Source organism: Aquitalea palustris (genome assembly GCF_003693445.1).
Taxonomy (GTDB): domain Bacteria; phylum Pseudomonadota; class Gammaproteobacteria; order Burkholderiales; family Chromobacteriaceae; genus Aquitalea; species Aquitalea palustris.
Genome location: NZ_RFAR01000024.1, coordinates 16,355 through 38,804, shown reverse-complemented (window position 1 = coordinate 38,804; position 22,450 = coordinate 16,355). Strand labels below are relative to the sequence as shown.

31 protein-coding genes and 1 other RNA gene are annotated in these 22,450 nt (G+C 59.0%); all 32 read left to right on the top strand.

What is annotated here, in order from left to right; translation table 11 throughout:
- Window positions 1-26: 26 nt before the first annotated feature.
- Window positions 27-2,267, top strand: coding sequence for a Mu transposase C-terminal domain-containing protein (locus tag EAY64_RS07440; RefSeq protein WP_158604633.1), 2,241 nt, complete (start codon window positions 27-29; stop codon window positions 2,265-2,267).
- Between the two features lie 15 nt (window positions 2,268-2,282).
- A complete protein-coding gene (locus EAY64_RS07435; RefSeq protein WP_103524144.1) occupies window positions 2,283-3,017 on the top strand; it encodes an AAA family ATPase in 735 nt (244 codons plus the stop codon).
- Window positions 3,017-3,679, top strand: a complete 663-nt coding sequence (locus EAY64_RS07430; RefSeq protein ID WP_103524143.1) for a hypothetical protein — start codon at window positions 3,017-3,019, stop codon at window positions 3,677-3,679. The genes EAY64_RS07435 and EAY64_RS07430 overlap by 1 nt, the downstream gene beginning before the upstream one ends.
- A complete protein-coding gene (locus EAY64_RS07425) occupies window positions 3,672-3,986 on the top strand; it encodes a helix-turn-helix domain-containing protein (RefSeq protein ID WP_103524142.1) in 315 nt (104 codons plus the stop codon). The genes EAY64_RS07430 and EAY64_RS07425 overlap by 8 nt, the downstream gene beginning before the upstream one ends.
- 1 nt (window position 3,987) lies before the next feature.
- On the top strand, window positions 3,988-4,302 hold the full coding sequence (locus tag EAY64_RS07420; protein WP_103524141.1) for an HI_1482 family protein: 315 nt from the start codon (window positions 3,988-3,990) through the stop codon (window positions 4,300-4,302).
- 20 nt (window positions 4,303-4,322) lie between these two features.
- Window positions 4,323-4,712 (top strand): helix-turn-helix domain-containing protein, encoded by a 390-nt coding sequence (locus EAY64_RS20520; protein WP_199734406.1) that lies wholly within the window; start codon window positions 4,323-4,325, stop codon window positions 4,710-4,712.
- Window positions 4,699-5,436, top strand: a complete 738-nt coding sequence (locus EAY64_RS07410) for a hypothetical protein (protein WP_103524140.1) — start codon at window positions 4,699-4,701, stop codon at window positions 5,434-5,436. Before EAY64_RS20520 ends, EAY64_RS07410 begins: the two co-directional genes overlap by 14 nt.
- A gap of 361 nt (window positions 5,437-5,797) precedes the next feature.
- Entirely contained in the window at window positions 5,798-6,421 is a 624-nt protein-coding gene (locus EAY64_RS07400) for a DUF3164 family protein (RefSeq protein ID WP_103524138.1), read from the top strand.
- Between the two features lie 205 nt (window positions 6,422-6,626).
- An RNA gene (locus EAY64_RS07390) (hammerhead ribozyme type II) lies at window positions 6,627-6,691 on the top strand.
- 7 nt (window positions 6,692-6,698) lie between these two features.
- Entirely contained in the window at window positions 6,699-6,947 is a 249-nt protein-coding gene (locus EAY64_RS07385) for a hypothetical protein (RefSeq protein ID WP_103524136.1), read from the top strand.
- The gene (locus EAY64_RS07380; RefSeq protein WP_103524135.1) at window positions 6,947-7,393 is read left to right on the top strand and encodes a hypothetical protein; all 447 of its coding nucleotides are present in this window, start codon (window positions 6,947-6,949) and stop codon (window positions 7,391-7,393) included. The genes EAY64_RS07385 and EAY64_RS07380 overlap by 1 nt, the downstream gene beginning before the upstream one ends.
- A 156-nt stretch (window positions 7,394-7,549) precedes the next feature.
- On the top strand, window positions 7,550-7,966 hold the full coding sequence (locus tag EAY64_RS07375) for a gp16 family protein (protein ID WP_103524134.1): 417 nt from the start codon (window positions 7,550-7,552) through the stop codon (window positions 7,964-7,966).
- Window positions 7,963-8,418: a Mor transcription activator family protein gene (locus EAY64_RS07370; RefSeq protein ID WP_103524133.1), complete on the top strand. Its 456-nt coding sequence runs from the start codon at window positions 7,963-7,965 to the stop codon at window positions 8,416-8,418. The genes EAY64_RS07375 and EAY64_RS07370 overlap by 4 nt, the downstream gene beginning before the upstream one ends.
- Before the next feature lie 273 nt (window positions 8,419-8,691).
- Window positions 8,692-9,048 carry a helix-turn-helix domain-containing protein gene (locus EAY64_RS07365; RefSeq protein ID WP_103524162.1) on the top strand — a complete coding sequence of 119 codons (357 nt, stop codon included), beginning with the start codon at window positions 8,692-8,694 and terminating at the stop codon, window positions 9,046-9,048.
- A 12-nt stretch (window positions 9,049-9,060) separates the two neighbouring features.
- Window positions 9,061-9,567, top strand: a complete 507-nt coding sequence (locus tag EAY64_RS07360; RefSeq protein WP_103524132.1) for an ImmA/IrrE family metallo-endopeptidase — start codon at window positions 9,061-9,063, stop codon at window positions 9,565-9,567.
- A gap of 457 nt (window positions 9,568-10,024) precedes the next feature.
- Complete coding sequence (locus EAY64_RS07350; protein ID WP_103524130.1) at window positions 10,025-10,546, top strand: N-acetylmuramoyl-L-alanine amidase; 522 nt, start codon at window positions 10,025-10,027, stop codon at window positions 10,544-10,546.
- 165 nt (window positions 10,547-10,711) lie between these two features.
- Entirely contained in the window at window positions 10,712-10,954 is a 243-nt protein-coding gene (locus EAY64_RS07345; protein ID WP_103524129.1) for a DUF2644 domain-containing protein, read from the top strand.
- On the top strand, window positions 10,951-11,559 hold the full coding sequence (locus tag EAY64_RS07340; protein WP_103524128.1) for a hypothetical protein: 609 nt from the start codon (window positions 10,951-10,953) through the stop codon (window positions 11,557-11,559). The genes EAY64_RS07345 and EAY64_RS07340 overlap by 4 nt, the downstream gene beginning before the upstream one ends.
- Entirely contained in the window at window positions 11,556-11,714 is a 159-nt protein-coding gene (locus tag EAY64_RS20515; RefSeq protein WP_199052400.1) for a hypothetical protein, read from the top strand. The genes EAY64_RS07340 and EAY64_RS20515 overlap by 4 nt, the downstream gene beginning before the upstream one ends.
- Window positions 11,714-11,914: a hypothetical protein gene (locus EAY64_RS07335; RefSeq protein WP_103524127.1), complete on the top strand. Its 201-nt coding sequence runs from the start codon at window positions 11,714-11,716 to the stop codon at window positions 11,912-11,914. Before EAY64_RS20515 ends, EAY64_RS07335 begins: the two co-directional genes overlap by 1 nt.
- Window positions 11,915-12,106: 192 nt before the next feature.
- Window positions 12,107-12,535 carry a hypothetical protein gene (locus tag EAY64_RS07325; RefSeq protein WP_103524125.1) on the top strand — a complete coding sequence of 143 codons (429 nt, stop codon included), beginning with the start codon at window positions 12,107-12,109 and terminating at the stop codon, window positions 12,533-12,535.
- Window positions 12,532-12,846 carry a hypothetical protein gene (locus EAY64_RS07320; protein WP_089084331.1) on the top strand — a complete coding sequence of 105 codons (315 nt, stop codon included), beginning with the start codon at window positions 12,532-12,534 and terminating at the stop codon, window positions 12,844-12,846. The genes EAY64_RS07325 and EAY64_RS07320 overlap by 4 nt, the downstream gene beginning before the upstream one ends.
- 1 nt (window position 12,847) lies before the next feature.
- Window positions 12,848-13,417 (top strand): DUF3486 family protein, encoded by a 570-nt coding sequence (locus EAY64_RS07315; RefSeq protein ID WP_103524124.1) that lies wholly within the window; start codon window positions 12,848-12,850, stop codon window positions 13,415-13,417.
- On the top strand, window positions 13,417-15,051 hold the full coding sequence (locus EAY64_RS07310; RefSeq protein ID WP_103524123.1) for a hypothetical protein: 1,635 nt from the start codon (window positions 13,417-13,419) through the stop codon (window positions 15,049-15,051). Before EAY64_RS07315 ends, EAY64_RS07310 begins: the two co-directional genes overlap by 1 nt.
- 18 nt (window positions 15,052-15,069) lie before the next feature.
- The gene (locus EAY64_RS07305) at window positions 15,070-16,614 is read left to right on the top strand and encodes a DUF935 domain-containing protein (protein WP_103524122.1); all 1,545 of its coding nucleotides are present in this window, start codon (window positions 15,070-15,072) and stop codon (window positions 16,612-16,614) included.
- A gap of 100 nt (window positions 16,615-16,714) precedes the next feature.
- Complete coding sequence (locus tag EAY64_RS07300) at window positions 16,715-17,899, top strand: phage head morphogenesis protein (RefSeq protein ID WP_233566473.1); 1,185 nt, start codon at window positions 16,715-16,717, stop codon at window positions 17,897-17,899.
- Window positions 17,900-18,025: 126 nt separating this feature from the next.
- On the top strand, window positions 18,026-18,577 hold the full coding sequence (locus EAY64_RS07295) for a phage virion morphogenesis protein (protein ID WP_103524120.1): 552 nt from the start codon (window positions 18,026-18,028) through the stop codon (window positions 18,575-18,577).
- Window positions 18,578-18,785: 208 nt separating this feature from the next.
- The gene (locus EAY64_RS07290) at window positions 18,786-19,844 is read left to right on the top strand and encodes a phage protease (protein WP_103524161.1); all 1,059 of its coding nucleotides are present in this window, start codon (window positions 18,786-18,788) and stop codon (window positions 19,842-19,844) included.
- A 33-nt stretch (window positions 19,845-19,877) separates the two neighbouring features.
- Window positions 19,878-20,273, top strand: a complete 396-nt coding sequence (locus EAY64_RS07285; RefSeq protein WP_103524119.1) for a hypothetical protein — start codon at window positions 19,878-19,880, stop codon at window positions 20,271-20,273.
- A gap of 43 nt (window positions 20,274-20,316) precedes the next feature.
- Window positions 20,317-21,345: a major capsid protein gene (locus EAY64_RS07280; RefSeq protein WP_103524118.1), complete on the top strand. Its 1,029-nt coding sequence runs from the start codon at window positions 20,317-20,319 to the stop codon at window positions 21,343-21,345.
- A gap of 159 nt (window positions 21,346-21,504) precedes the next feature.
- Window positions 21,505-21,702, top strand: a complete 198-nt coding sequence (locus EAY64_RS07275) for a Com family DNA-binding transcriptional regulator (protein ID WP_103524117.1) — start codon at window positions 21,505-21,507, stop codon at window positions 21,700-21,702.
- A complete protein-coding gene (locus EAY64_RS07270; protein ID WP_103524116.1) occupies window positions 21,665-22,432 on the top strand; it encodes a DNA adenine methylase in 768 nt (255 codons plus the stop codon). Before EAY64_RS07275 ends, EAY64_RS07270 begins: the two co-directional genes overlap by 38 nt.
- The last annotated feature ends 18 nt before the right edge of the window (window positions 22,433-22,450 follow it).

The following is a 22,450-nucleotide window of genomic DNA, read 5'->3' as shown; positions in this document are numbered from 1 at the left end:
AACCCCACCCAACAAGGAGGCCGGGCATGAGCCAGGTCGAACTTAAAACACACTACAGCGCAGCTGAACTGGCTTCGATGAAGTTACCAGGATTGCCTGGTACGCAGCAGAACGTGAAGGCCCGCGCCAAGAAAGAGGAATGGGAGTCACGTCCTCGCGCCGGGTTTGGTGGTGGCCAAGAGTACGCTATCACCAGCCTACCGCTTGAGGCAATCAACGCAATCAAGACCCGCGCTGCTGCTGGTGCCCGCATCAGCCAGCTGATGGATCCGAAAGCAGTCGCCGCACCGGTGGTGAACTCCAAGGTGCCCAGCACCCAGATCGGCCTGCTGGATGCCGATGCCCGCCGCGAGTCCGACCAGGCTGTGCTGCTGCAGCTGCCCAGCCTGACCGTTAAACAGGTAGCCCGCTTCGAAGCCCGCCGCGCCGTTGTGATGGCCTGGTATGGCTTCCTGAAGCTGCGCGGCATGAAGCCGACGAATGCCTTATATGAGGCTTTTGTCAGCCACTTTAATGCTGGCCACCTGCAGGCCAACAAGGTCCAGTACCCGGAGCTGGCCCTGGCCACAGCCGGGGTGATCGACAGCATTGCCCTGCGCACCCTGCAACTGTGGGTGTCGGACTATGAAAAAGCCGGTCTGGCCGCCTTTGTCGATGGCAATGACGGCGCGCACCGCAAAGGCAAATGCACGATCAGTGTGCAGAAGGATTTGCATGACTTCACCGTCGCCATGGTGGTGGCTAATCCGCACATCAAGCCGGTTCACCTGGAAGACGCGGCCCAAGCCCGCTTTGATGGCCATGCTTCCATCAAGGTGCCGAGTTACCACGCTTTCCGCCGCTTTCTGAATGAGTGGAAGAAGCAGAACGCCGAGCTGTTCACCGCCATTGCCAACCCTGACCAGTGGAAGAACAACTACATGGCAGCGCAAGGCTCCTCCTCTGAGGACGTGCTGCGCCTGAATCAGCGCTGGGAGTTCGACTCCACACCGGCTGACCTGATGCTGGCCGATGGTCGCCACTGCCTGCTGGGCGTGATCGACGTCTGGACCCGCCGCGCCAAGCTGCTGGTGGCCAAGTCATCCCGCGCCGTAGGTGTTGGTGCCCTGGTGCGTGCTGCTCTGCTGGATTGGGGCAAGTGCGAAGAGGCCAAGACCGACAACGGCCAGGAATACGTGGGCGTCTATGTCGATGACGTGTTCCGCGCCCTGGACATCGAGCAGACCAAGTGCCCGCCCTTCCAGCCATGGCACAAGCCGCACATTGAGCATTTCTTCCACACCTTCAGCCACGACTTGCTGGAGCTGCTGCCGGGTTACATCGGCCACAACGTCGCTGACCGCAAGGCCATTGAAGCCCGCAAGGCTTTCAGTGAGCGACTGTTCACCAAGAACGAGGTGGTGGACATGACGATGACTGCCGCTGAACTGCAGGCCTTTTGTGATGACTGGCTGGTGCGTTACCACAACCGAGACCACGGCTCCCTGGACATGAGTCCGTTCCAGAAAGCCGCGTCCTGGACGGGTTCGGTGGAACGCATCGACAACCCGCGCTTGCTGGATGTCCTGCTGGCCGAACGCATCCAGCGCACGGTACAGAAGAAGGGTCTGAAGATCGACGACGCCTGGTTTATTGCCCCAGAACTGGCCATCAACCTGGTTGGCCGCGATGTCCAGGTGCGACTGGATCCGCTGGATCTGGGCCGCGTGTACGTCTTCCACGATGGCCAGTTTATCTGCGTGGCCGAGTGCCCGGAGCGTACTGGCATGAATCGCCAGGAAGTCGCCCAAAAGGCCAAGAAAATGCAGGCCGCCGAAGTCAGCCGCCAGAAACGCGAACTCAAGGCCATGGCCCGCAAGGTCAATACCGACGACGTGGTGCAAGAGATTCTGCGCCACAACGCCGCCCAGGCCGGGACGCTGGTGGCCATGCCGAAGCCGGCTGTACCGGTCAACACCGCAGGCACCCGTGCCGCAGCTGCTGCCACCCATGCCGTGGATCGCGGCCTGAATGCCCAGATCCCGGCCGCCGTGCAGCGCCACCTCGGCCAGTCCACTCCGGCACCGGTAATCAGCCTGCCGCAGAGCGACGAAACCAAGTTCCGCCAATGGCTGGAACTGGATGCGATGGCCAAGCGTGGCCAGGCGCTACCGGCAGACAAGGTCAAGTTTTACGAGGGCTGGCAGAAAACCGCCCGTTTCCAAGTGCAGATGCAAAAGCACCTGCAACGCAATACGCAAGACGCTGCCCTCGCAGGCAACCACTAAACAGGAGAGAAGAACATGAGTCGCCCCGCCAACCAGACCGCTGACATCACGAATGTTGATTTGATGCACGCCACCACCCTGCGCCTACTGGGCCGCCCGGCCGGCTCCGATGGCATGGCTGTGCTGTACGGTCCTTCCGGCTTCGGCAAAACCCAGGCAGCCACCCAGGCTTACCTCCGCCACAACGGCTATTTCGTCCGCATGTCGGATCAGTGGACCTGCAAGACCTTCCTGCAGAAGATCCTGATTGAAATGGACATCCAGCCGGAGAAGACCGGCGCGGCCATGCTGGACCAGGTTGCCCAGCAACTGTCCGCCAGCAGCCGCCCGCTGATCATTGATGAAGCCGACTATGCCGCCGACAAGCCGCGCCTGGTGCAGCTGATCCGCGACATCCATGACAACAGCTACAAGGCCAGCATCATCCTGGTGGGCGAAGAAGCCTTGCCGCAAAAGCTGGCCAAGTGGGAACGCTTCCACTCCCGCGTGCTGGACTGGGTGCCTGCCCAGCCGGTCAGCCTGGACGATGCCCGCAAGCTGGTGCCGATCTACAGCGAGGACATGCCGGTGGCTGATGACCTGCTGCAGCTGCTGGTCGACGAGGCACGCGGCTCCGTCCGCCGTGTCGGCAACAACCTCAACCTGATCCGCGAAGAAGGCCTGTCCGAGGGCTGGGATGTTGCCACCCTGGCCAACTGGGGCAACCGCGCCCTGTACACCGGCAAAGCTCCGACCCGGAGGCTGCCGTAATGACCGAAACCCGTCGCAAAGTTCCTGGCCGCCGCCCGGCCCATCTGGAGATGTCCGGTGGTAAGCCGAAGCGCCAACGCGTCTGGGAAGCCATCCGCAAGCTGCAGGAATTCAACCTTATCGACTGCGCACACAAGGCTGATGTGGATATGGATACCACCAAGACCTATCTGCAGACGCTGGAACGTGCCGGTTTTATTGAGGACGTGTCTGGCAAGCGTGGTGGCCACGATGAAAAGCGGTGGCAGCTGGCCCGCGATATCGGGATGGAAGCCCCGCGCCTGACCAAGGAGGGCAAGCCTGTCACCCAGGGTATGGGCACCACCAATATGTGGCGCGTGATGCGCCTGGCCAAGGGGGATTTTGACTATCTGGAGATTGCCCGCTCGGCCTCTACCCCGGAACACCAGGTCAAGCCGGAAACCGCCCGCAGCTACCTGAAGGCGCTGCACGCTGCTGGATACCTGGACATGGTTGTGCCCCCACAGCCCAAGCCGGCCATGAAAGGGGGGAAAAGCCCGGCCCGCTGGCGCTTGCTTCCCTACAACCGGATCAACAGCAAAAAGCCCGGCCCGCGCGCGCCGATGATCCAGCGGCTGAAGCGTGTTTTTGACCCGAACTGGGCCGAAGTGGTGTTCCAGGAGGAAGCCGACGATGAGTGATTTGCTTGAAGTTTTGCGCCAGGCCGTTGAGCAGCAAGGCCAGGCGGCCGTAGCCAAAACCCTTGGCTACTCCCGCAGCACCATCAGCCTGGTGCTGGCCGGGAAATACACCGGCCGCACTGAGCTGGTCCTGGCAAAGGTGAAGGAAGAACTGGGCAAGGTCACCTGCCCGTACACGGGGGATTCGATTGCGCTGACGGTGTGCAAGACGATGGCCACCAGCAAGGCCCCCACCCACAACCGCGTGAAGATGGCGCATTGGCAGGCCTGCCGCCAGTGCCCGGTTAACTGCAGCAAAGGAGAGTGACATGCAACAACCCGCCGCACCGCAGCGCCCTGTGCCTGCATTCCTGCCCATCAATGCCCTGATGCTGCAGGCCGTGAAAAAAGTGGAAGTGGTGATCCAGGAGCTGGGCCGTCGCGGCTTTGCCGTGGTCGGCATCGACATGAGCACCCCGTCACGCCCCACTGTCCAGATCCAGACCAGCGCCCGCTGCGCCCAGCTGATTGAGTCGGGCCAAGCTGCTTACTACGGGTTTGGCCTCGGCCAGATTGGCCACTTTCGCGAAGGCCAATTCTGCCTGGATGGCTGCCGTGTGGTTTGGACCGAAAACGCTAACTGATGAATGACCAGGAGAACGACATGACCGAGAAAACCGTAAACCGTGACTACCGTGTAATGCGCCGCAAGCTGGGCTTGAGTCAAGCCGATTTCTGGACCGCCGTCCGCGTGACCCAATCTGGTGGCTCTCGCTACGAAAGCGGCCGCCAGGCTCCGGCCAACGTCGACGAAATGGTGCGCCTGCGCCATGAACTGGGGATTGATACCGCCTTGATCACCCCGGAAAACGCCGACCTGATCCGCGCCATCCTTGCCGGAACGCTCGATAGCAAGCTGATGCTGCAAAGCGCTGACCGCTGCCGTGAGCTGCTGATCCACCTGGGCAATGGCGCTGTGGGTCTGACCGAGCTGGCCTACTCGGTTTCCAACCTGGTAAGCGGCCATCAGGAGACCACCCATGCTCCCCTTTGAGGCCAAGAAGAAGGTGATCGAAGCCCTGGAAGCCGGTGCCGCCTCTTTCGGCACCCTGGTCGAGAAAACCGGGCTGGAGCGTAAGGACATCCAGGAAAGCCTGGACCGCCTGGAACAGATCGGGGTGTCGAACTCCACTTTGGTTGGCAGCGTGGTGATGTATCACCTGTGCAGCCAGGTGAATCGCGAGCGGGCCGTTGAGATGGTCAATGCAAGCCCTTCGGAGGAAGTCCAGTCAGTGTCGGACCAAGTCCGTGATCTGCTGATCAAGGCCGGTGATGCAGGTATTGGCCCCGCTGAGATTGAGGTGCAAGGCAGCAGGAACGCCAAATACACCGCTCTGCAGTATTGGAAGAGAAAAGGCCTGGCCAGGCTGGAGGACAAGCGCTGGTACTGGGTAAAGCCAGTGGTGTCGGTTGCTGATGATGACAAAACCGCGCCAATCGACATCCCGGTAAAGCTGAAGGACGGCGCAGAGGTGGTTGGCCGCATCCGCCCCCCGGCTCAAGAAAAGCTGAAGGTAACCGCCGATGCCGACAACAGCCCGGTGGAGCAAGCGACCCGTAAGCGACTGGTCCTGATTGAGCCGGTCTCGGCCCGTCTGGAAATGGGCGGCTTGTTCACCATCATCGGCTATGGCCAGGAAATGCTGGTCGACCCAGCAAATGCCCTGGAGCTTGGGTCTTTCTTGGTCAAGACAGCGCAGGCCATGCAAGCCCGATGACTGAGCTGGATGAAGCAACCAAGGCCAAGCTCCGGGCAGAAGCGGCACGGCTGGTGAGTATGGGAATGGCGGCAGATAAGGCCCGGCGGATTGTGTGGGATGACTACCTGGAAGAGTTGGCCGCTTATGCAGCCGCCCAGCCGGTAGCCCCACCACCGGAGCCGGAACCAGCCCCGGAGGATGAAACACCACCCTCAGCACCGCCAGTCCCTGCTCCAGTCCTTCCCGGCCCGGAGCCACCGGCAAGACACAGTCGGTTTTGGGATGCAAAGGAAGAACCCCGGCTGACACCGGAATGGCTTGAGCGAAACCGGCAGCAGCTGGCGCAAGTAAAACGAATTGTTGGAATGAGGAACAGGTAATGCAAAACGCAACGCAAAACACCCCGAACGGCTACCGCAAGGATGCCAAGGGCCGTTTGATCCCGGTTGAGTCGATCAAGGAAATCGACATGGCCAGGGACTCCCTGGTGATGGAAATCATCAACAAGGCCCTGGACGTCAACAAGATGCTGGCCCAGTTCAAGGCCACGGTCTTTGCTGACATCCAGGCATTCATTGAACTGTCCGGTGAGCGCTACGGGGCCAAGGTCGGCGGTGCAAAGGGCAATGTGTCGCTGACCACGTTTGATGGCCGCTACATGATCAAGCGCGCTGTCAGCGATACGCTCACCTTCGATGAAGGTCTGCAGGCCGCCAAGGCCCTGATTGACGAGTGCGTGCATGAGTGGACCGAAGGTGCCCGCAGCGAGATCCGCGCCCTGATCAATGACGCATTCAATGTGGACAAGGAAGGAAAGATTTCCACCGGCCGCATCCTCAGCCTGCGCCGCCTCGAAATCCAGGACGAGAAGTGGCAGCGGGCCATGAATGCCCTCAGCGAATCGGTCCGGGTCCAGTGCTCCAAGTCCTATATCCGCGTGTACGAGCGCATTGGCGATACCGACCAGTACCAGCCCATCCCTCTTGATATGGCGGGAGTGTGATGTGGGGATTCTCAGGGTGGTCATTGAGATAGAGGAAACGGGAAGCCGAGCGAATAAGACTCTTGTGAGTTGCAAAACCTATCTGGAAGAAACAGGCAACACAAACAAGAGAACTATGCGACTTGGTGAGCTGCTTCATATCCAGGCGCAGATGAACCTGAAGGCAGCAGTAACGACGATCAATGAACAGCCGGACCCATAACCCATGCGAAACCGCCCGCAAGGGCGGTCTGCCAGGCGTGGTTGCCTGGTACTGATGAGCAGCCAAAGGACAGCAATGCAAACTTTCGACCCCGCAGTAATTGAGTTCACCAAACAGCTTCAGGACTGGCATGCCTCCCGTGTCGCCAATCTGCAGCTCATCCTGGATCACCCGGAGTCCACTCTCAAGCTCGGTGATGCTGAGATCAAGGGAGACAGTGATATCGCCAAGGGCATCCGGGCAGGTGTGCGTATTGCCATGGATCAACTGGGAAAACTCCCCTTCAGCGTTACGCCCTGCACGGATGAAGAGGAGGAAGACTGATGGATCAGCAAACCGCGATGAAACTGACCAAAGAACAAAAGCAGGAATTGATTAACAAGCTGACTAGCCCGTGGGGCCGGGTAAGCCTCCTATGTGATGGCCACAAAGTGGATCTGGTCGTGAAGCTTTGCAAGGGAATGCGCTATCGCATAGCTACATATGTGGATGGTCGCTGGGAGGGTAAGTGGGTATCAGGTAAGGAGGCGTATCCCGAGCAGAAATTCTTGAACAAGCAAGTCCGTCCAGCTTGCCCAAAGAAAGATAAAGCAGCGATGGAGAAGGCAGTAGGCAAGCGCTACTTCAAAAAAATGTGTGCTGAAGAACGCTACTGGACCGCGACCATCACGCTTTATGACATTACCTGGGCAAGTGGCCGAACCGCCATTAACCATCTGTGCAAGGTCTGCGACTCCATCCAGATCGCCCCCGCAGAGGCCACTGCTTAGAACCCGGTGTCGAGCCTGCATTAACAGGCTCCGCAACGTGTTTTAACCCTCAATGCAGCCGTGACCGGCCAGCCCCGATCAACTAGCGGGTGCCGTCCTCTGATAAAGCCGGCATGGCCGGTCACGCGTGCATTGAGTTTGACCAGGAGAAGAACAATGACAGACAGACGCAAGGCGATGATCGCAAAGATCAAGATCGCCCAGCAGCAGCTGCAGATGGCTGATGACAGCTACCGCGCCATGCTGGCACGCCTGGCCGACGGCAAAACCAGCAGCACCAAGCTGACCCTGCAGCAGCTGGATGACGTGCTGGCCGAAATGAAGCGCCTAGGCTTTATGCAAAAGCCCGCGCAAAAACATGGCCGCCGGCCGCAGCCGAAGGATACCCGCGAGACCCTGATGGCCAAGATTGAGGCCCAGCTGGCCACCGCTGGCAGGTCGTGGGAATACGCCCAGGGAATGGCAAAGCGCATGTATCGAATCGAAAAGCTGGAATGGCTGGACTACGAGCAGCTGCATGGGGTGATGGTCGCCCTTGTCTATGACGCAAAACGCAACGGGAGACCTGCATGAACCGCAATGACCACGAAATGGCAATGGCCCGTGCTGCACACCTGCTGCCTGACAATGCGCGCCAGCTCGTTGAGATGCTGACGCTGGCTACAACGCTGAAGCTGGTAGATGCCTACGGTGGTACACACTTCCCGATCCCGAAGACGGCTCGGCAGGAGGGACAGTATTTTGCTGCACTGGCCGAAGCGGTAGGGGTCGATGCAGCGACCAAGTTGGTCAAGCGCTACGGCAATACCAGGCTGTATGTGCCAAAGTGCGCAGCTGCGCTGCGCGCCCTGCGTGATGCCAGCATCCGTGCTGACTATGACATGTCGTGCAGTGAGTTGGGGCATAATGCCACTGTCAATAATGTGTTGGTGCCGAAATACAAACTGTGTGATCGCAGGATTGAAGAGATTTTGGCCAAGGCAGATGACCTGTTGCCAGTCGCGACTCAAGGAAGTCTCTTTTAGAGTCGCTCTCACTGTGAATGAAAAAGCCCCGCTGAGCGGGGCTTTTTCATTCCTGTTAGGCTGAGAGTCTGAGCATGCAAACACTTTTCTACTTAAAAACTTGAAAAGTAGAAAACTTCAATGTATCATCCGATTTGTTGCCATGTAACCATCGTTGCTGAGTAACACATAAATTTGAAAAATCTAAATGGTCTGCCCTTTCATGGAAGCATCGCAGTACGGACGTGAATGGCTGCAGGGGAAAATGTTGTTTTATTGTTTGGAGTGTCAACTATGAAGATAACCAAGTTTGGACAGGAGGTTCGCCAAGCTCGGGGACAGGTCAAGAAGACTCTCATGGCTATGGCGAACGATCTGGGTACGTCTCCGGCGTTCCTCAGTGCTATGGAAACGGGGCGAAACAAGATCCCCGCTCCCTGGGTTGAGAAGATTGATAAATACTTTAAAGACTTGGGTGTGCCTATTGAAAACCTCTCGAAGTATGCAGATGCAGCCAACGAGAATGTATCTATCAGTGGCTTGCCCTTACAGCATCAGTTACTTGTATCCGGCTTTGCAAAGTCTGATTTTTCACAGGAAGATCTGCAAAGGATTCGTGAATTTTTCGAGAATTTGTACGCCAACAGATAAGGAAAAAAATGGATGATAAGCGAGCAATGTGGTGAATTTTCTGAGCAGTATTTTCTGCGCGGGCAGCGAGTCGCCCCAGTGAACCAATCTGATATTGAGTTCTATGCCAGGAGGCTCTGCAAACTGTTGCAGCTCAATAGCAAAAAGCACATATCTGTTCTTGAGGCGATTGAGAATCTACGTGCCCATCATGGCATTCCGTTAGATTTAGACCCAATCGAAGATGAAAAATGGGAGTTGTATGGAATTGCAGAGGCACTTTGCGAGCCATCCACAATGACCATTGTTATGCCGAACACACTATATGTGCGGATGGCAGAGAACGATCCGGAAGCCTTGTTCGTTTTGTTCCATGAGCTTGGGCACATCTTCTTAAGTCACAAGCCAGTACTGCACTTTAAACGTGATACGGCAGCTGTTCAGGAGGAAGATTCAGAATGGCAAGCAGACGTATTTGCAACAGCAGCTTTGCAAGCAATTTTCCCGAAGGGGCTGCCGAAGCAGTTGAACTTGTTCTAAAGAACAGAGGCTTACCATGCGCCAACATGGCAAGCCCCTTTAGGTGCTAGCAGTACCGCCAAGTACAGCTAGACAAGACTGTTTTCCATCCGCAGTCTGCAATGTTGTGTAATACAAGTAGCCTTGGAATTATACATAGAGAACACAGCATTGTCCAAGAAACAAGTGATGGCAACCCAAGTCTATTGGAGAAAAGCCATGACTTATGAAGACGAACGCGGAACGTTCATCTTGCGCTGGACACGCCATGTGAATGGTCAGTTGATCCGAGCCAAGGTCAAGCCGTTCAAGATTTACATCAGTAAGAAGTAAATCACGGACCCCCACCACAGTAGCTGGATGGGGGTCTTGTCTTATCCTTGTTCCGCACCCGATGTGGATTACCGAACCCCTTCCCAATCTGTCTACCTCCCGACTTTCCCTACGATTGGCCTCATGTCTCGCATGAGGAAAAATCGTGTCCCGTACCATCAATCTGATTGTCATTCACTGTGCCGCTAGCCCCAACGGCAAAGTACTCGGTTCCGCGTCCAAGTCGGCTGCAGCCGTCATTGACCAGTGGCATGCCCAGCGCGGTTTTCACCGCCAGCCGGCTGCCATTGCCGCCTATAACCCCGATCTCAAGGCCATCGGCTACCACTTCGTCCTAGACGTGGATGGCAGCAAGTCCACCGGCCGCGCCCTGGATGAAATCGGCGCGCATGTGGCTGGCCACAATGCCAACTCCATCGGTATCTGCATGGTGGGGACTGACCAGTACAGCACCGCGCAGTGGGGTGCGCTGACCAGTCTGGTGAAATCGCTGCTAGCCAAGTATCCGGGTGTGCCCGTGGTTGGCCACCGCGATCGGTCTCCCGACCTGAATGGTGACGGGACGATTGAACCCAGCGAATGGACCAAGACCTGCCCTGGCTTCACCGTTGCAGACTGGCTGGCTGCCGGCATGAAGCCACAGGCCAAGAACGTCCTTGCCAGCTAATGCACCGGCCGCTCATTTACCTGTTGCTGCATGCACTGGCAGCCCACCATCAGCCGCCGTTTTCCTGGCGGTTGCTGGGGCACCAGGCTGCACCGGTAGGCCATCGTGGTCCTAGTGGTGTGGCCAAGGCCCGGCGCGCAGCAGTCAAGAGAAGGAACCTCCGTCGTGCAACTCGCTGACATCCTCACCAACCCGGTTACCCAGCGTCTGTCGCAGAGCAAATTCTGCATCGCGGTCGCCCTGGTGGCCACCACCTTTGCCTTGGTCTGGGAGGTGGTGCATGGCCGCGCCACGGAATGGCTGTATGGCCTCTATCTGGCCGCTTGGGTAACGCATGCCCAGGCCAGCAAGCGGGCAGCCATTGCCCGTGATGCCTTGCCCACTCCGGCAGCAGGAGACACGCCATGAATCTGTCTGTCCCGCTTATCCCTGCATGGGCAAAGGCACTAGCCATCGGGGCTGGCTTGGCTTTCATTACCTACCAGGTGCATCACCTCGGCTATGAGGTCGGGGCCGCCGACCAGAACAAGACGGATGAAAAAGTCCGTCTTGGCCTGGTCGCTGACTACGAAAAGCAGCTGGGCAAGTTCAAGGACCAATGGGCCGCTGAGCTGGCCACGGCCCTGCGCGACAAGCAAGCCTTGGAGCAGCAGGCCAACCAGGTTGGTGCTGCCCTGCTGGATACCCGCGCCCAGCTCGCCCGCACCCAGCAGCAACTGAAACAGGAGATTCCCCATGTCGTACAAGCTGATGGTCCTCGCTGGACTGGTATTGGCCCTGCAAGCCTGCGCCTCTATTCCCAAAACCTCGGCTACCCCGCCAGCGCAGGTTATTCGGGTCTGCCCGCAGCCAACCCCGGAGATGCTGCAAAAGCCGATCAAGCCAGCAGCGCCAGCTCCGGGCTATCTCCCACAGACCTCCTGATGCACTCGGCGGATTACGGCCAGTGGTGCCAGAAGCTGGAGCAGCAGCTGGATGCCTTCATCACTCTGCATACCAAGGACGCGCCATGAATAAAGAGAACAGCAATTTTCACGACTGGTATGAGGCACTGAAGTCTTATGCCCGGAAAAAAGGCGGTAGCGCGGCCGATGTGGATGCCTGGCGTGAAGACTATGAAGCCGGAAAGTCTGTTGAACAGGCCTGGTTTGACGCGTGGGGTGAGTAATGACCGATCTGACCATCCAAAACGAGCAAGGCCAGTTGATGGAGTCGCTGGAAATAAAGGGCGCAGCACTGGCGGCTGTTGTCGGCCAGATCGCCCGCCTTGGTGGTGATGCGGAGTGTGCAAAAGAGGCTGCAAAACGGCTGTCTGAAGCACTGTACTGGGCAGATCGAGCGATGGGGGTCTTTGATGGATCCGTTTGATCGTGCCCAGAAGCTAGAGCTGGACGAGCGCGAAGGCCACATTGCTGCACGCCAGGCACTGGTGCCGCATGGCCCGCCAGCCAGTCATTGCATCGACTGTGGGGGCGAAATTCCTCAAGAACGCCAGGCTGCGGCACCAGGCCTACGTTGCACGCGTTGTCAGAGCGCCGTTGAGCGCCGAGGGGGAAGCCGGTGACGGTCACTGTTGAATTTTGGTACCTGGTCGGCCTGCTGTTGGGCTTCCTGGGTGTGGTGTTCACCTTCGGTAAGTTGCTGCTGGGCGAGATTGAAAAGCGCCTAGACCAGCGCTTTCAGACCATTGATGCCGCTAACAAGGCCGCAGAGCTGCGCCTGGATCAGCGCTTCCAGGCGATTGATGAAGCCAACAAAGATGCTAGCAAACACTGGGACACCCGCTTTGCCGAGCTGATGGATCAGAACCGGCGCGAGGCCGATGGCTGGCAGCGCATCGAAAAAGACTTCCTGCGCTTCCAGGCTGAACTGCCGTTGCAGTACGTGCGCCGGGAAGACTACGTCCGCAACCAGACCGTGATCGAGGCCAAGCTGGATAGCCTCGCCCTCAAAATCGAAAACGTCCAATTGAAAGGACAGCAGCAATGAATATTGATACCGCCAAAGTACGCCGCGAGAGCATCCGCTGGTATCTGGTGCTGGCCACCTATAACGCTCGGCCCAATGAGATCACTGAGGATGTGATCCAGCAGACCATGCGCGCCATCATTCCGGATGTGTCTCCGCTGGAGGTCCGCAAGGAGCTGGACTATCTGGAAGACCGCGCCATGGTGAAACTGCGCAAGGAACCATCCGGCCGCTGGTGGGCGGACATCACCCGCTATGGCGTAGACCTGGCTGAGTACACCATCGACTGCCAGCCAGGTATCGCCCGTCCCGAAAAGTACTGGGATAAATAAGATGGCCGCACGCAACAGCGTTTCCATGTTGCCAGCCGAGGTGCGTACCTGGCTGGACCAGTCTCTGGTCGACGGCAACTTCAGTGGCTACCAGGCACTGGAGGAGCTGCTGCGCGACAAGGGCTACAGCATCAGCAAGTCGGCAATCCACCGCTATGGCCAGAAGATCGAACGCCGCTTTGCTGCGATCCGCGCCAGTACCGAAGAGGCCAAGCTGCTGACCCAGGGCGCATCGGATGACACGGACACCCGCTCTGAAGCCTTGCTCGCCCTAGTACAAACTCAGTTGTTCGAGTCCATTGTTGATCTGCAGGAAGCGGGTGATGAGGGTGTCTCTAATGAAGACCGAATCAGCCTGCTTTCCAAGGTGGCCAAGAACATCGCCACCTTGAGCCGGGCCAGCAACAGCCAGAAGAAATTCCGCTTGGAAGAGCAAGCGCGCATCGAGGAGAAAGCACGCGAGTCCCTGCTGGCCGAGCAGGAGCAGAAGCTGGAAGAACTGCGCGGGTCGGATGGCATGAGCGAACAAATGGAAAGCAGCATCCGCCGCATCCTGCTGGGTAAAGAGTGATGACTGAAACCGTACAGCAGCAAGCCCCATTAAAAGCCATGGGCAGCCCGCGCAAAATTAACCTGGCCGAGGAGTTGGAGCTGGCCGGGGTGGTGGTGCCGCAGGAAGTGGCCGAGGCCATCCCGGCCGAGCAGCCGGTATTTCTGCCCTACCAGCAGCGCTGGTTTGAGGACGAGTCCCAGATCATGATCGCGGAGAAGTCACGCCGGACGGGTCTGACCTGGGCAGAAGCTGGCCGCAACGTGGTAAAGGCTGCTCGGCCGCGCCGCCGTCAGGGCTGCAATACCTTCTATGTGGGCAGCAAAAAGGAAATGGCGCTGGAGTACATCGCTGCCTGCGCGCTGTTCGCCAAGGCCTTCAATGAGCTGGCCAAGGCTGATGTGTACGAGCAGACATTCTGGGATGAGGGTAAGCAGGAGGAAATCCTTTCCTACATGATCCGCTTCCCCAAGTCGGGTTTCAAAATCCAGGCACTGTCCAGCCGGCCGTCCAACCTGCGGGGCCTGCAGGGTGACGTGGTGATTGATGAGGCGGCATTCCATGAGTCCCTCGAGGAGCTGCTCAAGGCCGCGCTGGCCCTGACCATGTGGGGAAACAAGGTGCGGCTGATCAGCACCCATAACGGGGTCGAGAACCTGTTCAATGAGTTGATCCTGGAAGCCCGCGCCGGCAAGCGTGACTACAGCATCCACCGCATCACGCTGGACGATGCCATTGCCGATGGCCTGTACCAGCGCATCTGCTACGTCACCAATAAAGAATGGTCGGCCGAGGCCGAGGCAAAGTGGCGTGCCGATCTGTACAAGAATGCCCCGAACCCCGAGTCGGCCGACGAAGAGTACGGCTGCGTCCCCAAGAACAGTGGCGGCAACTGGCTCAGCAGTATGCTGATTGAAAAGCGGATGTCTGCCGACACCCCGGTGCTGCGCTATGAGTGCCCGCTGGGCTTTGAACTGGAACCGGACCATGTCCGCGCCAGCCACTGCCAGGACTGGATTGACTCGGTGCTGCAGCCGGAGCTGGATAAGCTGCCACGTGGTGTCCGCAGCTTTGACGGCGAGGACTTTGCCCGTAGCGGTGACTTGTCGGTCCACGTCCCGCTGATTGAAATGCAGAACCTGGTCAAGCGCGTGCCCTTCATCCTGGAGATGCGCAATGTGCCTTTCCGCCAGCAAGAGCAAATCACCTTCCACCTGCTGGATAACCTGCCGGGCTTTGCCGGTGGTGCATTCGATGCACGGGGTAATGGCCAGTATCTGGCCGAGGTGGCCATGCAGCGCTACGGGGCGGATCGCATCCACCAGGTGATGCTGTCGGAAAGCTGGTACCGCGAACACATGCCCCCGGTCAAAGCCGCCTTGGAAGACGGTGACCTGGAGGGACTGCCGAAGGACAAGGATGTGCTGGCCGACATGCGCGCCGTGCAGATCATCAAGGGGGTACCGCGCATCCCGGACACCCGCACTACCGGTGAAGACAAGGGCAAGCGCCACGGTGATGTAGCGGTCGGAGTCGCGCTGGCCGTCTATGCGTCCCGCGTGATTGATGCAGCGCCGCTGGCCACCAGGGGCTACAAGTCCATCCCACGCGGGAGCATGGCCATGTCGGCCCGATTCGGGCGCGGTACCTGGTAACGATACGGAGTGCAAAACATGCTGCAAATTGTGGATCACAACGGGCAGCCGATTAATACCGGCCTGCTCAAAACAACTATCGCCACCCCGACCACCACCGGGGTGCGTCAAATCATCGCCTCAGCGAGTCATGGGCTGGACCCGGAGCTGCTGGGCCACATGCTGCGCCAGGCAGTGAATGGGGATGCCAGTGCCTACCTGCGCCTGGCCGAGGACATGGAAGAGAAGTACCTGCATTACGGCTCGGAACTGTCGACCCGTAAGCGCGCCCTGGTTGGCCTGGAGCTGTACGTGGAGCCGGCCGGCGATGATACCGTCAGCCAGCGGGCTGCCGAGCTGGTGGAGCAGGCCCTGGCCCCGATCAAAGAAAACCTGTTCGATATCCTGGACGCCATCGGTAAGGGTTTCAGCGTCCATGAGATCGACTGGGAAACCAGCGCCAAGCAGTGGATGCCGGTCGGTCTGTCCTACCTGCAGCCCTACTGGTTGCAGATCCGGCGCGAGGAGCCGGAAACTCTCTACCTGCGCTCGGATACCAATATCTATGGTGAGGCGCTGGCCCCTTACAAATTCATCACCCACAAGGTCAAGGCCAAGTCGGGCGTGCTGATCCGGGGCGGCCTGGCGCGCATGGCCTGCTGGGCTTTCCTGTTCAGCAATTACGCCATCAAGGACTGGGTCACGTTCGCAGAGGCATATGGCCAGCCGCTGCGGGTAGGCAAGTACGATGTATCCGCTACCCCGCAGGACATTGAAACCCTGCTGATGGCCCTGCGCAGCCTGGGGACGGATGCCGCAGCTGCCATCCCCAAGAACATGGAGATCGACTTTGTCGACGCCGGCAACAAGACGGCCTCGGTCGATATCTATGCCCGGCTGACGGAGTACTTCGACAAGCAGACCAGCAAAATCGTATTGGGCCAAACCTTGTCGACCAATACCGGTGGCGCGGATGGTGGCGGTGCCTATGCCCTGGGCAAGGTTCACAACGAGGTGCGGGAAGACATCCTGGACGCTGACGTCAAGCAGCTGGAGGCCACGCTATCCCGCGATTACGTCAAACCAGTGGTCGACCTCAATATGGGCGTGCAGTCGGCTTATCCCACCATCAAGCTGCGGATCAACAAGGCAGAGGACTTGGCCGCATTGGCTGGAGTGGTCGACACCCTGGTACGTGCCGGCCTGCCATTGGGTCAGGAATCGACCTATGAGCGTTTCGGCCTGGAACGCCCCAAGCCTGGCGAGGCGATTCTGGTGCCGGTCGATGCCCCGGCCCAGCAGGCGATGAATCGCTATCGTGCAATGAATGCCTTGCAGCCGGGCCAGACCGATCCGATGGCACCGCTCCTGGAACAGCTAACCAGCAAGACGACTGACCCGATGGACGCCATGCTGCAGGTGATTCGCCAGGCACTGGCCGACGCTCCGGATCTGGAGTCCTTCCAGGCATGGCTGACTGGTGCGTTTGGTGACCTGCCAACCACTGAGCTGCAGCGGGTGATGAATACTGCATTCAGCCTGGCTGAGTTGGCGGGCCGCTACGAGGTGAGCAATGGCCGATAATGCGGCACTGCTGAGTGCGATCTTCAAACAGCCTTGGCAACCACAGCTGGATTACTTTCGGCAGAAACTGAGCCTCTCCACAGAGCAGTGGACCGACATCATGAAGGCGCAGCATGACCGCTCCTTTGTAGTGGCCGGGGCCATGGCCAGCGACTTGCTGGAGGATCTGCGCCAGGCTGTGGGCAAGGCCATCGCCGGTGGCAGCACGCTGGCCGATTTCCGGCGAGACTTTGACCAGATCGTGGCTACCCACGGCTGGGACTTCAAGGGTGGTCGCAACTGGCGTACCCGCGTCATCTACCAGACCAATCTGCAGACCAGCTATGCCGCTGGACGCTACCAGCAACTGACCGACCCGGACATGCTGAAGGTGCGGCCGTACTGGCGCTATGTGCATTCCGACTCGGTACTGCGCCCCCGGCCGCAGCACCAGGCGTGGAGCGGGCTGATCCTGCGCGCCGACGATCCCTGGTGGAAAACCCATTACCCGCCCAATGGCTGGGGCTGCCAGTGCACGGTACGGGCCGTGTCGCTGCAGGAGCTGCGTGACAAGTACGGTAAGGACGGTGCGGATACTGCGCCGGTCATTCAGACCAGACGGGTTGAGCAGGATGATGGCAGCGTGGTCTATGTGCCCGATGGCATCGACTTCGGCTGGGACTACGCCCCTGGCCAGGCCTACGTCGGCAAGTTGCTCCTGGACAAGGCCGCGACCACCTCGGCCCGGATCGGTGCCGATGCCATCCAGAGTGCTGTCAACAATATCGACGCCCTGGACAAGATCATTCAGGAGCGCTGGCAGCCGTTGGTGCAGCAGATCTACCCGGACCCGGCCAATTACCGCCCGACAAAACAGCGTTTCCATATCGGTGCACTCTCGCCGCAACTGGTCGACTCCATTGAGCAGGCCACGGGTGAGTCGCTGGCCACGGCTGTGGTATCGGTCGATGACAGTGAAGTGAAGCATGCGCTGCGTGATACCGGGGCCAAGGCTGACAAGCGGATTGCCCTAGACGATGCTATGCAGACTGTCGTCGGAATGTGGGAGCCGGAGCGGGTTTATCAGCAAGTGAATAATGATCAGCCGGAGCCTGTTTACCTAGTCGTGTGGAAAGCCCAGGATGGCCAGCGCTATATGAAGGCGGTAATCAATGCAAATTACCGCGTGAAAGACAAAGATCAGACCGGAAAGCGGATACCCCTGCAGACCAATACGCTGACGACTTTGGGCTATGTGGATTTGCGGGATTTGAATAACCCGGCCATGTATCGGCGGATCATATGAGGAGAATAGCCGTGCAGGCAGGACGCCACCCCCTGCGTGTGCACGCCCCGTCCGCTGGGAGAGGCCAACGGGGGTTGCAGTACGTAATGCGATATTTCACGTACTTCTGCACGGCCAGTATTCATTATGAGTGACAACAGCTTCGAAATCCAAGTCATCAACGACAGTGTCGGCCAGGCACTGGGCCAACTGTTGGCCCAAGCCCACAACCTGCGGCCGGCACTGCTGGACTTTGCAGAGTGGGCCAAAGCCGAGACGGACCAGCGCTTTGCTGATCAGGCCGACTGGCATGGCCAGCCCTGGGCACCCAATGCCGAGCTGACGCTGGCCAACTATCTGCGCAACCATGGCGGCAGCAAGAACTTCAAGAAGGACGGCAAGCTGAGCGCTGCCGGCACCAGGCGGCTGGCCGCCAAGCGCATCCTGCAGGTGGACGGGACATTACGCCGGGCTGCATTCAGCTACGACGCCACAAGCGATAGCCTGCGCTTCGGCCCCTGGGGGAATGGCCTGGATGCCTATGCCGCCATCCAGAACTTTGGCGGCCAGGCTGGCCGTGGCCTGAAAGTCACCATTCCGATGCGTCAGTATCTGCCAGTGGATGTCGACGGCACCCTGGCCGATCCTGCAGAAGCCAAGTTGCTGGACATACTGGCCACCCATTTCCAGCAAACCTGACTTTCCCCATAAACCGCCCTTGGCGCATGCGCAGTGCAGGCAGACCGCCAAGGGCCGGTAGCAATGGGGTAAAACGCCGTCTACCCCCGTTAACGCGTGTTAATTCCTAACTCAGACTGCCTGCTGCCCGTTGCATCTGGTCAGTCTGCGCATTTACCGAACCCTTTCCCCCGTTTTTGTCCCCACCAGGCTGCGCACAATGCAGCCCATGAAGCTCATCCCCGAAGACGTTATCCGTGCCCTGAACAGCTTGCAGCCTGATGGCCTGCTGCGGGCTAGTTGCGCCGCCGCGTTCTCCATCGCCTTGGCGCTGGGTCCGAATGGTGAGCCACCCGAATGGTGCCAGGTCATTCCGGCCGGCACGTTCAAGGGCCGTGATGGCCGTGGACCATGGCATACCGACACCGCCGCCGTACTGGCTGACTTTGCGGCAAACCAAGCGAAGGGCATTGATCCGGTGGTCGACTACGACCACCTCACCATGGTGTGCCTGCAGACAGGCCAGAAGGCCGAGGCGGCCGGATGGATCAAGCAGCTGGAAATTAGGAATGGCGAGACCTGGGCACGCATTGAGTGGAATGCCGATGCCGCCCAGGTGATCACGGCCAAGAAATGGCGCTACCTGTCACCCGTCTTCGATTTTGATGCCAGCGGCCGCGTGGTCCGCTTGGTCGCCGTGGGGCTAACCAACCAACCCAACCTGTTTTTACGTGCCCTTAACTCACAGGAGAACCGCATGGACCCGATTGACCAGCTGCTGCAGCAGCTTGGCATCAGCATCAGCGATGCCATGGATGCAGCCGGCAAACTGTCTGCCGCCCTGAATGCCATCAAGACGCTGCAGGACGTCAGCAATTCGACCCAGACCGTCATGAATAGCCTGCGTCAGGCAACCGGTGCTGCTGCCGATGCGGACCTCAAGACGGTGGCCAACAGCATCATGACCGGCTTTGTCCCCAAGGCTGAGTACGAGCGTGTGGCCAATTCCCTGCAGCAGCTGCAGGCCGGCACCGCCGCCGCCGAGGTCGACAAGGTACTGGATGAGGCGATTGCGGCCGGCAAGATCACGCCGGCCAGTCGCAACTTCTACCAAGCCATGTGCAGTACCGACATGAAGGCCTTCCAGGACTTTGTGAAATCCGCCCCGGTTGTGGTGCAGGCCGGTACCGAAACCACCACGCGAGCCGCCAACAGCAAGCATGACAACCAGCAGGCTGGTGACAACCCGCTGATTGCCAACGCCAAGGCTCGCGCCGGCACCAAGTAACCCAACCCGGCCCCTGGCCAGAAAAGGAAAGTCATGGAATCCCTGACGATCAATCAGACCCTGCCGCCCCAGATCCCGCTGGTTGGTGAGCCGGACGAATGCGGTGAAACTCTTGTAGTCGGCCCGGCTGCACTGCCGGCCGGCACCATCCTCGGTGTGGCCACGCTGGATGATGAGCTGGCCGTGCCCTGGCATGCCGGTGATGACCCGCTAGCGTTTGTGCTGGGCGTGACCCGCCACGCACTGCCGGCAGCCGATGCCGGTGTCACTTCCCGCGAGGTGGCCACGGTGGCCGGTGATTGCCTGGTGGCGCTGGATACGCTGCCTGAACTGCAGGCCGCGCAAACCTCTTCCGCCGCCCACTACCGCCACGTTTACCGCCAGCTGTCGGCCCGTGGCATCCGCATCACCGAGCGTGCCGGCGACTAAGCGTCACCAGCCGCCACGACCTCAAGCAAAGGAAAACTGAGCCATGCCTCAATCTATCGCTGATCTGTTGAACGATCCCGCGTTCTCCATCGCAAGTCTGACCGAATCGATCAAGCTGCTGCCGAACACCTATTCCAAGGTCGGCCAGTCCGGCATCTTTGTACGCAAGGGCGTAAATGCCCGCACCGTCGCGCTGGAATATGCCGGTGGCCGATTTCACCTGCTGTCCAACCAGGACGTGGGTAGTCCGGGCCAGCGCACCAAGCGTGACAAGAAGAACGTGCGGTTCTTCGGGGTGCCGCACATCCCGCACGATGACACCATTCTGGCGGCCGAGATAATCGGCTCCCGTGCCTTTGGCAGCAACGACACCCTGACGGTGGCCGATGTGGCCAATGTGGTGAACAACCATCTGCAGGACATGAAGGTCCGCCACGACCTGACCCAGGAATGGATGATGCTGGGTGCCATCAAGGGCAAGATTCTGGATGGTGACGGTGAGCTGATGTACGACCTGTACAAGGAATTCGGCATCCAGAAGAAGGTGATCGAATTCAAGCTATCTGACCCGGCCTTCAATGTGAAACAGGCATGCATGAACGTGTGCCGTCACATTGAAAAGAACCTGCTGGGTGATGTTTCCACCGGGGTCAAGTCTTGGGTGGATGCCGACTTCATGGATGCACTGACCGTCCACCCGAACGTAGAAAAGGCATTCCAGGGCTGGGCAGCTGCACAGGAAAATATCGGCGGTGATGTGCGCAACGGCTTCAAGTTTGGTGGCGTGACCTTTGAAGAGTACACCGGAGAAGTACCGACTGCGGACGGCAAGAGCACCGTATCCCTGATTAGCGCAGGGGCTGGCCATGCCATTCCGCTGGGTACCCGTCAGACCTTCCTGATGTATGACGCGCCGGGTGATTTCATGGAAGCCGTCGGTACCCTGGGCCAGCCCTACTACGCCAAGATCAAGAACACCGATTTTGACCGTGGTGTGGATGTCCATACCCAGTCCAATCCGCTGCCGCTGTGCGCTCGTCCGGGCGTGCTGGTGGAGTTGAAACTGACCTGATAACGCCATAAGGCGATAGAGAGACAGCGACCGGGTGGGTGCTACTAACACCTGCCCGGACAGCTGACCGCAGGTATGAGCTGCAGGCCAACCCGAGGCTGCCACTTTCAGCGCTGAAAGCCCGGCAATTCTAACGGGTTTTAACGACCTTGCAGAGACATGAACACCGATATCCGTTGTGGCCATTGCGGCCGGAAAATGGCCGAAGGCCAGTACATTACCCTCAGTATCAAGTGCCCGCGCTGCCGGACACTCAATCACTTCAAGGCCACGAGCCACCCACCAGCGCACCAGGGCGTGCCAAACAGGACATCGCCTGATGCAAACCCTTCCGATCATTCCCTGGATAGGCGGTAAACGCCGCCTGGCCAAACACATTCTGCCGCTGTTCCCGGAGCATACCTGCTACGTGGAACCATTCTGCGGGGCAGCGGCCCTGTACTTCATGAAGAAGCCCGCCAAGGTCGAGGTGTTGAACGACATCTCGGGCGAGCTGGTGAATCTCTACCGGGTGGTGCAACACCACCTGGAAGAGTTTGTACGCCAGTTCAAGTGGGCACTGATTTCGCGGGAAATGTACAAGTGGCTGCAGATCACGCCGGAGGTCATCCTCACGGATATCCAGCGGGCAGCCCGCTTTTACTACCTGCAGAAGATGGCCTTTGGCGGCAAGGTCAGTGGCCAGACTTTCGGTACCGCCACCACCAGTCCGCCCCGGATGAATCTGCTACGCATCGAGGAGGAGCTGTCGGCCGCACACTTGCGCCTGGCCCGGACCTACGTTGAGCACCTGGACTGGAAAACCTGCATCCAGAAGTACGACCGCCCCCACACCCTGTTCTATGCAGATCCGCCGTACTGGCAGACGGAGGGCTATGGCGTGCCATTCCAATTTGAAGAGTACCAAGCACTGGCTGAGTTAATGCGCAGCTGCAAAGGCAAGGTGATCTTGAGCATCAACGACCACCCGGATATTCGTGACGTGTTTGCCGGGTTCAGAATGGAGCAGGTGACCATCCAGTACAGCGTCAACCAGAACAAGGGGAAGGGGAAGACCAGCGCAGAACTGATCATCTGTAACTGGTAGATGCCTTGAACCATGGTC

Bases quoted from the DNA above. Each gene is read 5' to 3' on its own strand.
- EAY64_RS07440 (WP_158604633.1), top strand. From the start codon at position 27: ATGAGCCAGGTCGAACTTAAAACACACTACAGCGCAGCTGAACTGGCT.
- EAY64_RS07435 (WP_103524144.1), top strand. From the start codon at position 2,283: ATGAGTCGCCCCGCCAACCAGACCGCTGACATCACGAATGTTGATTTG.
- EAY64_RS07430 (WP_103524143.1), top strand. From the start codon at position 3,017: ATGACCGAAACCCGTCGCAAAGTTCCTGGCCGCCGCCCGGCCCATCTG.
- EAY64_RS07425 (WP_103524142.1), top strand. From the start codon at position 3,672: ATGAGTGATTTGCTTGAAGTTTTGCGCCAGGCCGTTGAGCAGCAAGGC.
- EAY64_RS07420 (WP_103524141.1), top strand. From the start codon at position 3,988: ATGCAACAACCCGCCGCACCGCAGCGCCCTGTGCCTGCATTCCTGCCC.
- EAY64_RS20520 (WP_199734406.1), top strand. From the start codon at position 4,323: ATGACCGAGAAAACCGTAAACCGTGACTACCGTGTAATGCGCCGCAAG.
- EAY64_RS07410 (WP_103524140.1), top strand. From the start codon at position 4,699: ATGCTCCCCTTTGAGGCCAAGAAGAAGGTGATCGAAGCCCTGGAAGCC.
- EAY64_RS07400 (WP_103524138.1), top strand. From the start codon at position 5,798: ATGCAAAACGCAACGCAAAACACCCCGAACGGCTACCGCAAGGATGCC.
- EAY64_RS07385 (WP_103524136.1), top strand. From the start codon at position 6,699: ATGCAAACTTTCGACCCCGCAGTAATTGAGTTCACCAAACAGCTTCAG.
- EAY64_RS07380 (WP_103524135.1), top strand. From the start codon at position 6,947: ATGGATCAGCAAACCGCGATGAAACTGACCAAAGAACAAAAGCAGGAA.
- EAY64_RS07375 (WP_103524134.1), top strand. From the start codon at position 7,550: ATGACAGACAGACGCAAGGCGATGATCGCAAAGATCAAGATCGCCCAG.
- EAY64_RS07370 (WP_103524133.1), top strand. From the start codon at position 7,963: ATGAACCGCAATGACCACGAAATGGCAATGGCCCGTGCTGCACACCTG.
- EAY64_RS07365 (WP_103524162.1), top strand. From the start codon at position 8,692: ATGAAGATAACCAAGTTTGGACAGGAGGTTCGCCAAGCTCGGGGACAG.
- EAY64_RS07360 (WP_103524132.1), top strand. From the start codon at position 9,061: ATGATAAGCGAGCAATGTGGTGAATTTTCTGAGCAGTATTTTCTGCGC.
- EAY64_RS07340 (WP_103524128.1), top strand. From the start codon at position 10,951: ATGAATCTGTCTGTCCCGCTTATCCCTGCATGGGCAAAGGCACTAGCC.
- EAY64_RS20515 (WP_199052400.1), top strand. From the start codon at position 11,556: ATGAATAAAGAGAACAGCAATTTTCACGACTGGTATGAGGCACTGAAG.
- EAY64_RS07335 (WP_103524127.1), top strand. From the start codon at position 11,714: ATGACCGATCTGACCATCCAAAACGAGCAAGGCCAGTTGATGGAGTCG.
- EAY64_RS07320 (WP_089084331.1), top strand. From the start codon at position 12,532: ATGAATATTGATACCGCCAAAGTACGCCGCGAGAGCATCCGCTGGTAT.
- EAY64_RS07315 (WP_103524124.1), top strand. From the start codon at position 12,848: ATGGCCGCACGCAACAGCGTTTCCATGTTGCCAGCCGAGGTGCGTACC.
- EAY64_RS07310 (WP_103524123.1), top strand. From the start codon at position 13,417: ATGACTGAAACCGTACAGCAGCAAGCCCCATTAAAAGCCATGGGCAGC.
- EAY64_RS07305 (WP_103524122.1), top strand. From the start codon at position 15,070: ATGCTGCAAATTGTGGATCACAACGGGCAGCCGATTAATACCGGCCTG.
- EAY64_RS07300 (WP_233566473.1), top strand. From the start codon at position 16,715: ATGAAGGCGCAGCATGACCGCTCCTTTGTAGTGGCCGGGGCCATGGCC.
- EAY64_RS07295 (WP_103524120.1), top strand. From the start codon at position 18,026: ATGAGTGACAACAGCTTCGAAATCCAAGTCATCAACGACAGTGTCGGC.
- EAY64_RS07290 (WP_103524161.1), top strand. From the start codon at position 18,786: ATGAAGCTCATCCCCGAAGACGTTATCCGTGCCCTGAACAGCTTGCAG.
- EAY64_RS07285 (WP_103524119.1), top strand. From the start codon at position 19,878: ATGGAATCCCTGACGATCAATCAGACCCTGCCGCCCCAGATCCCGCTG.
- EAY64_RS07280 (WP_103524118.1), top strand. From the start codon at position 20,317: ATGCCTCAATCTATCGCTGATCTGTTGAACGATCCCGCGTTCTCCATC.
- EAY64_RS07275 (WP_103524117.1), top strand. From the start codon at position 21,505: ATGAACACCGATATCCGTTGTGGCCATTGCGGCCGGAAAATGGCCGAA.
- EAY64_RS07270 (WP_103524116.1), top strand. From the start codon at position 21,665: ATGCAAACCCTTCCGATCATTCCCTGGATAGGCGGTAAACGCCGCCTG.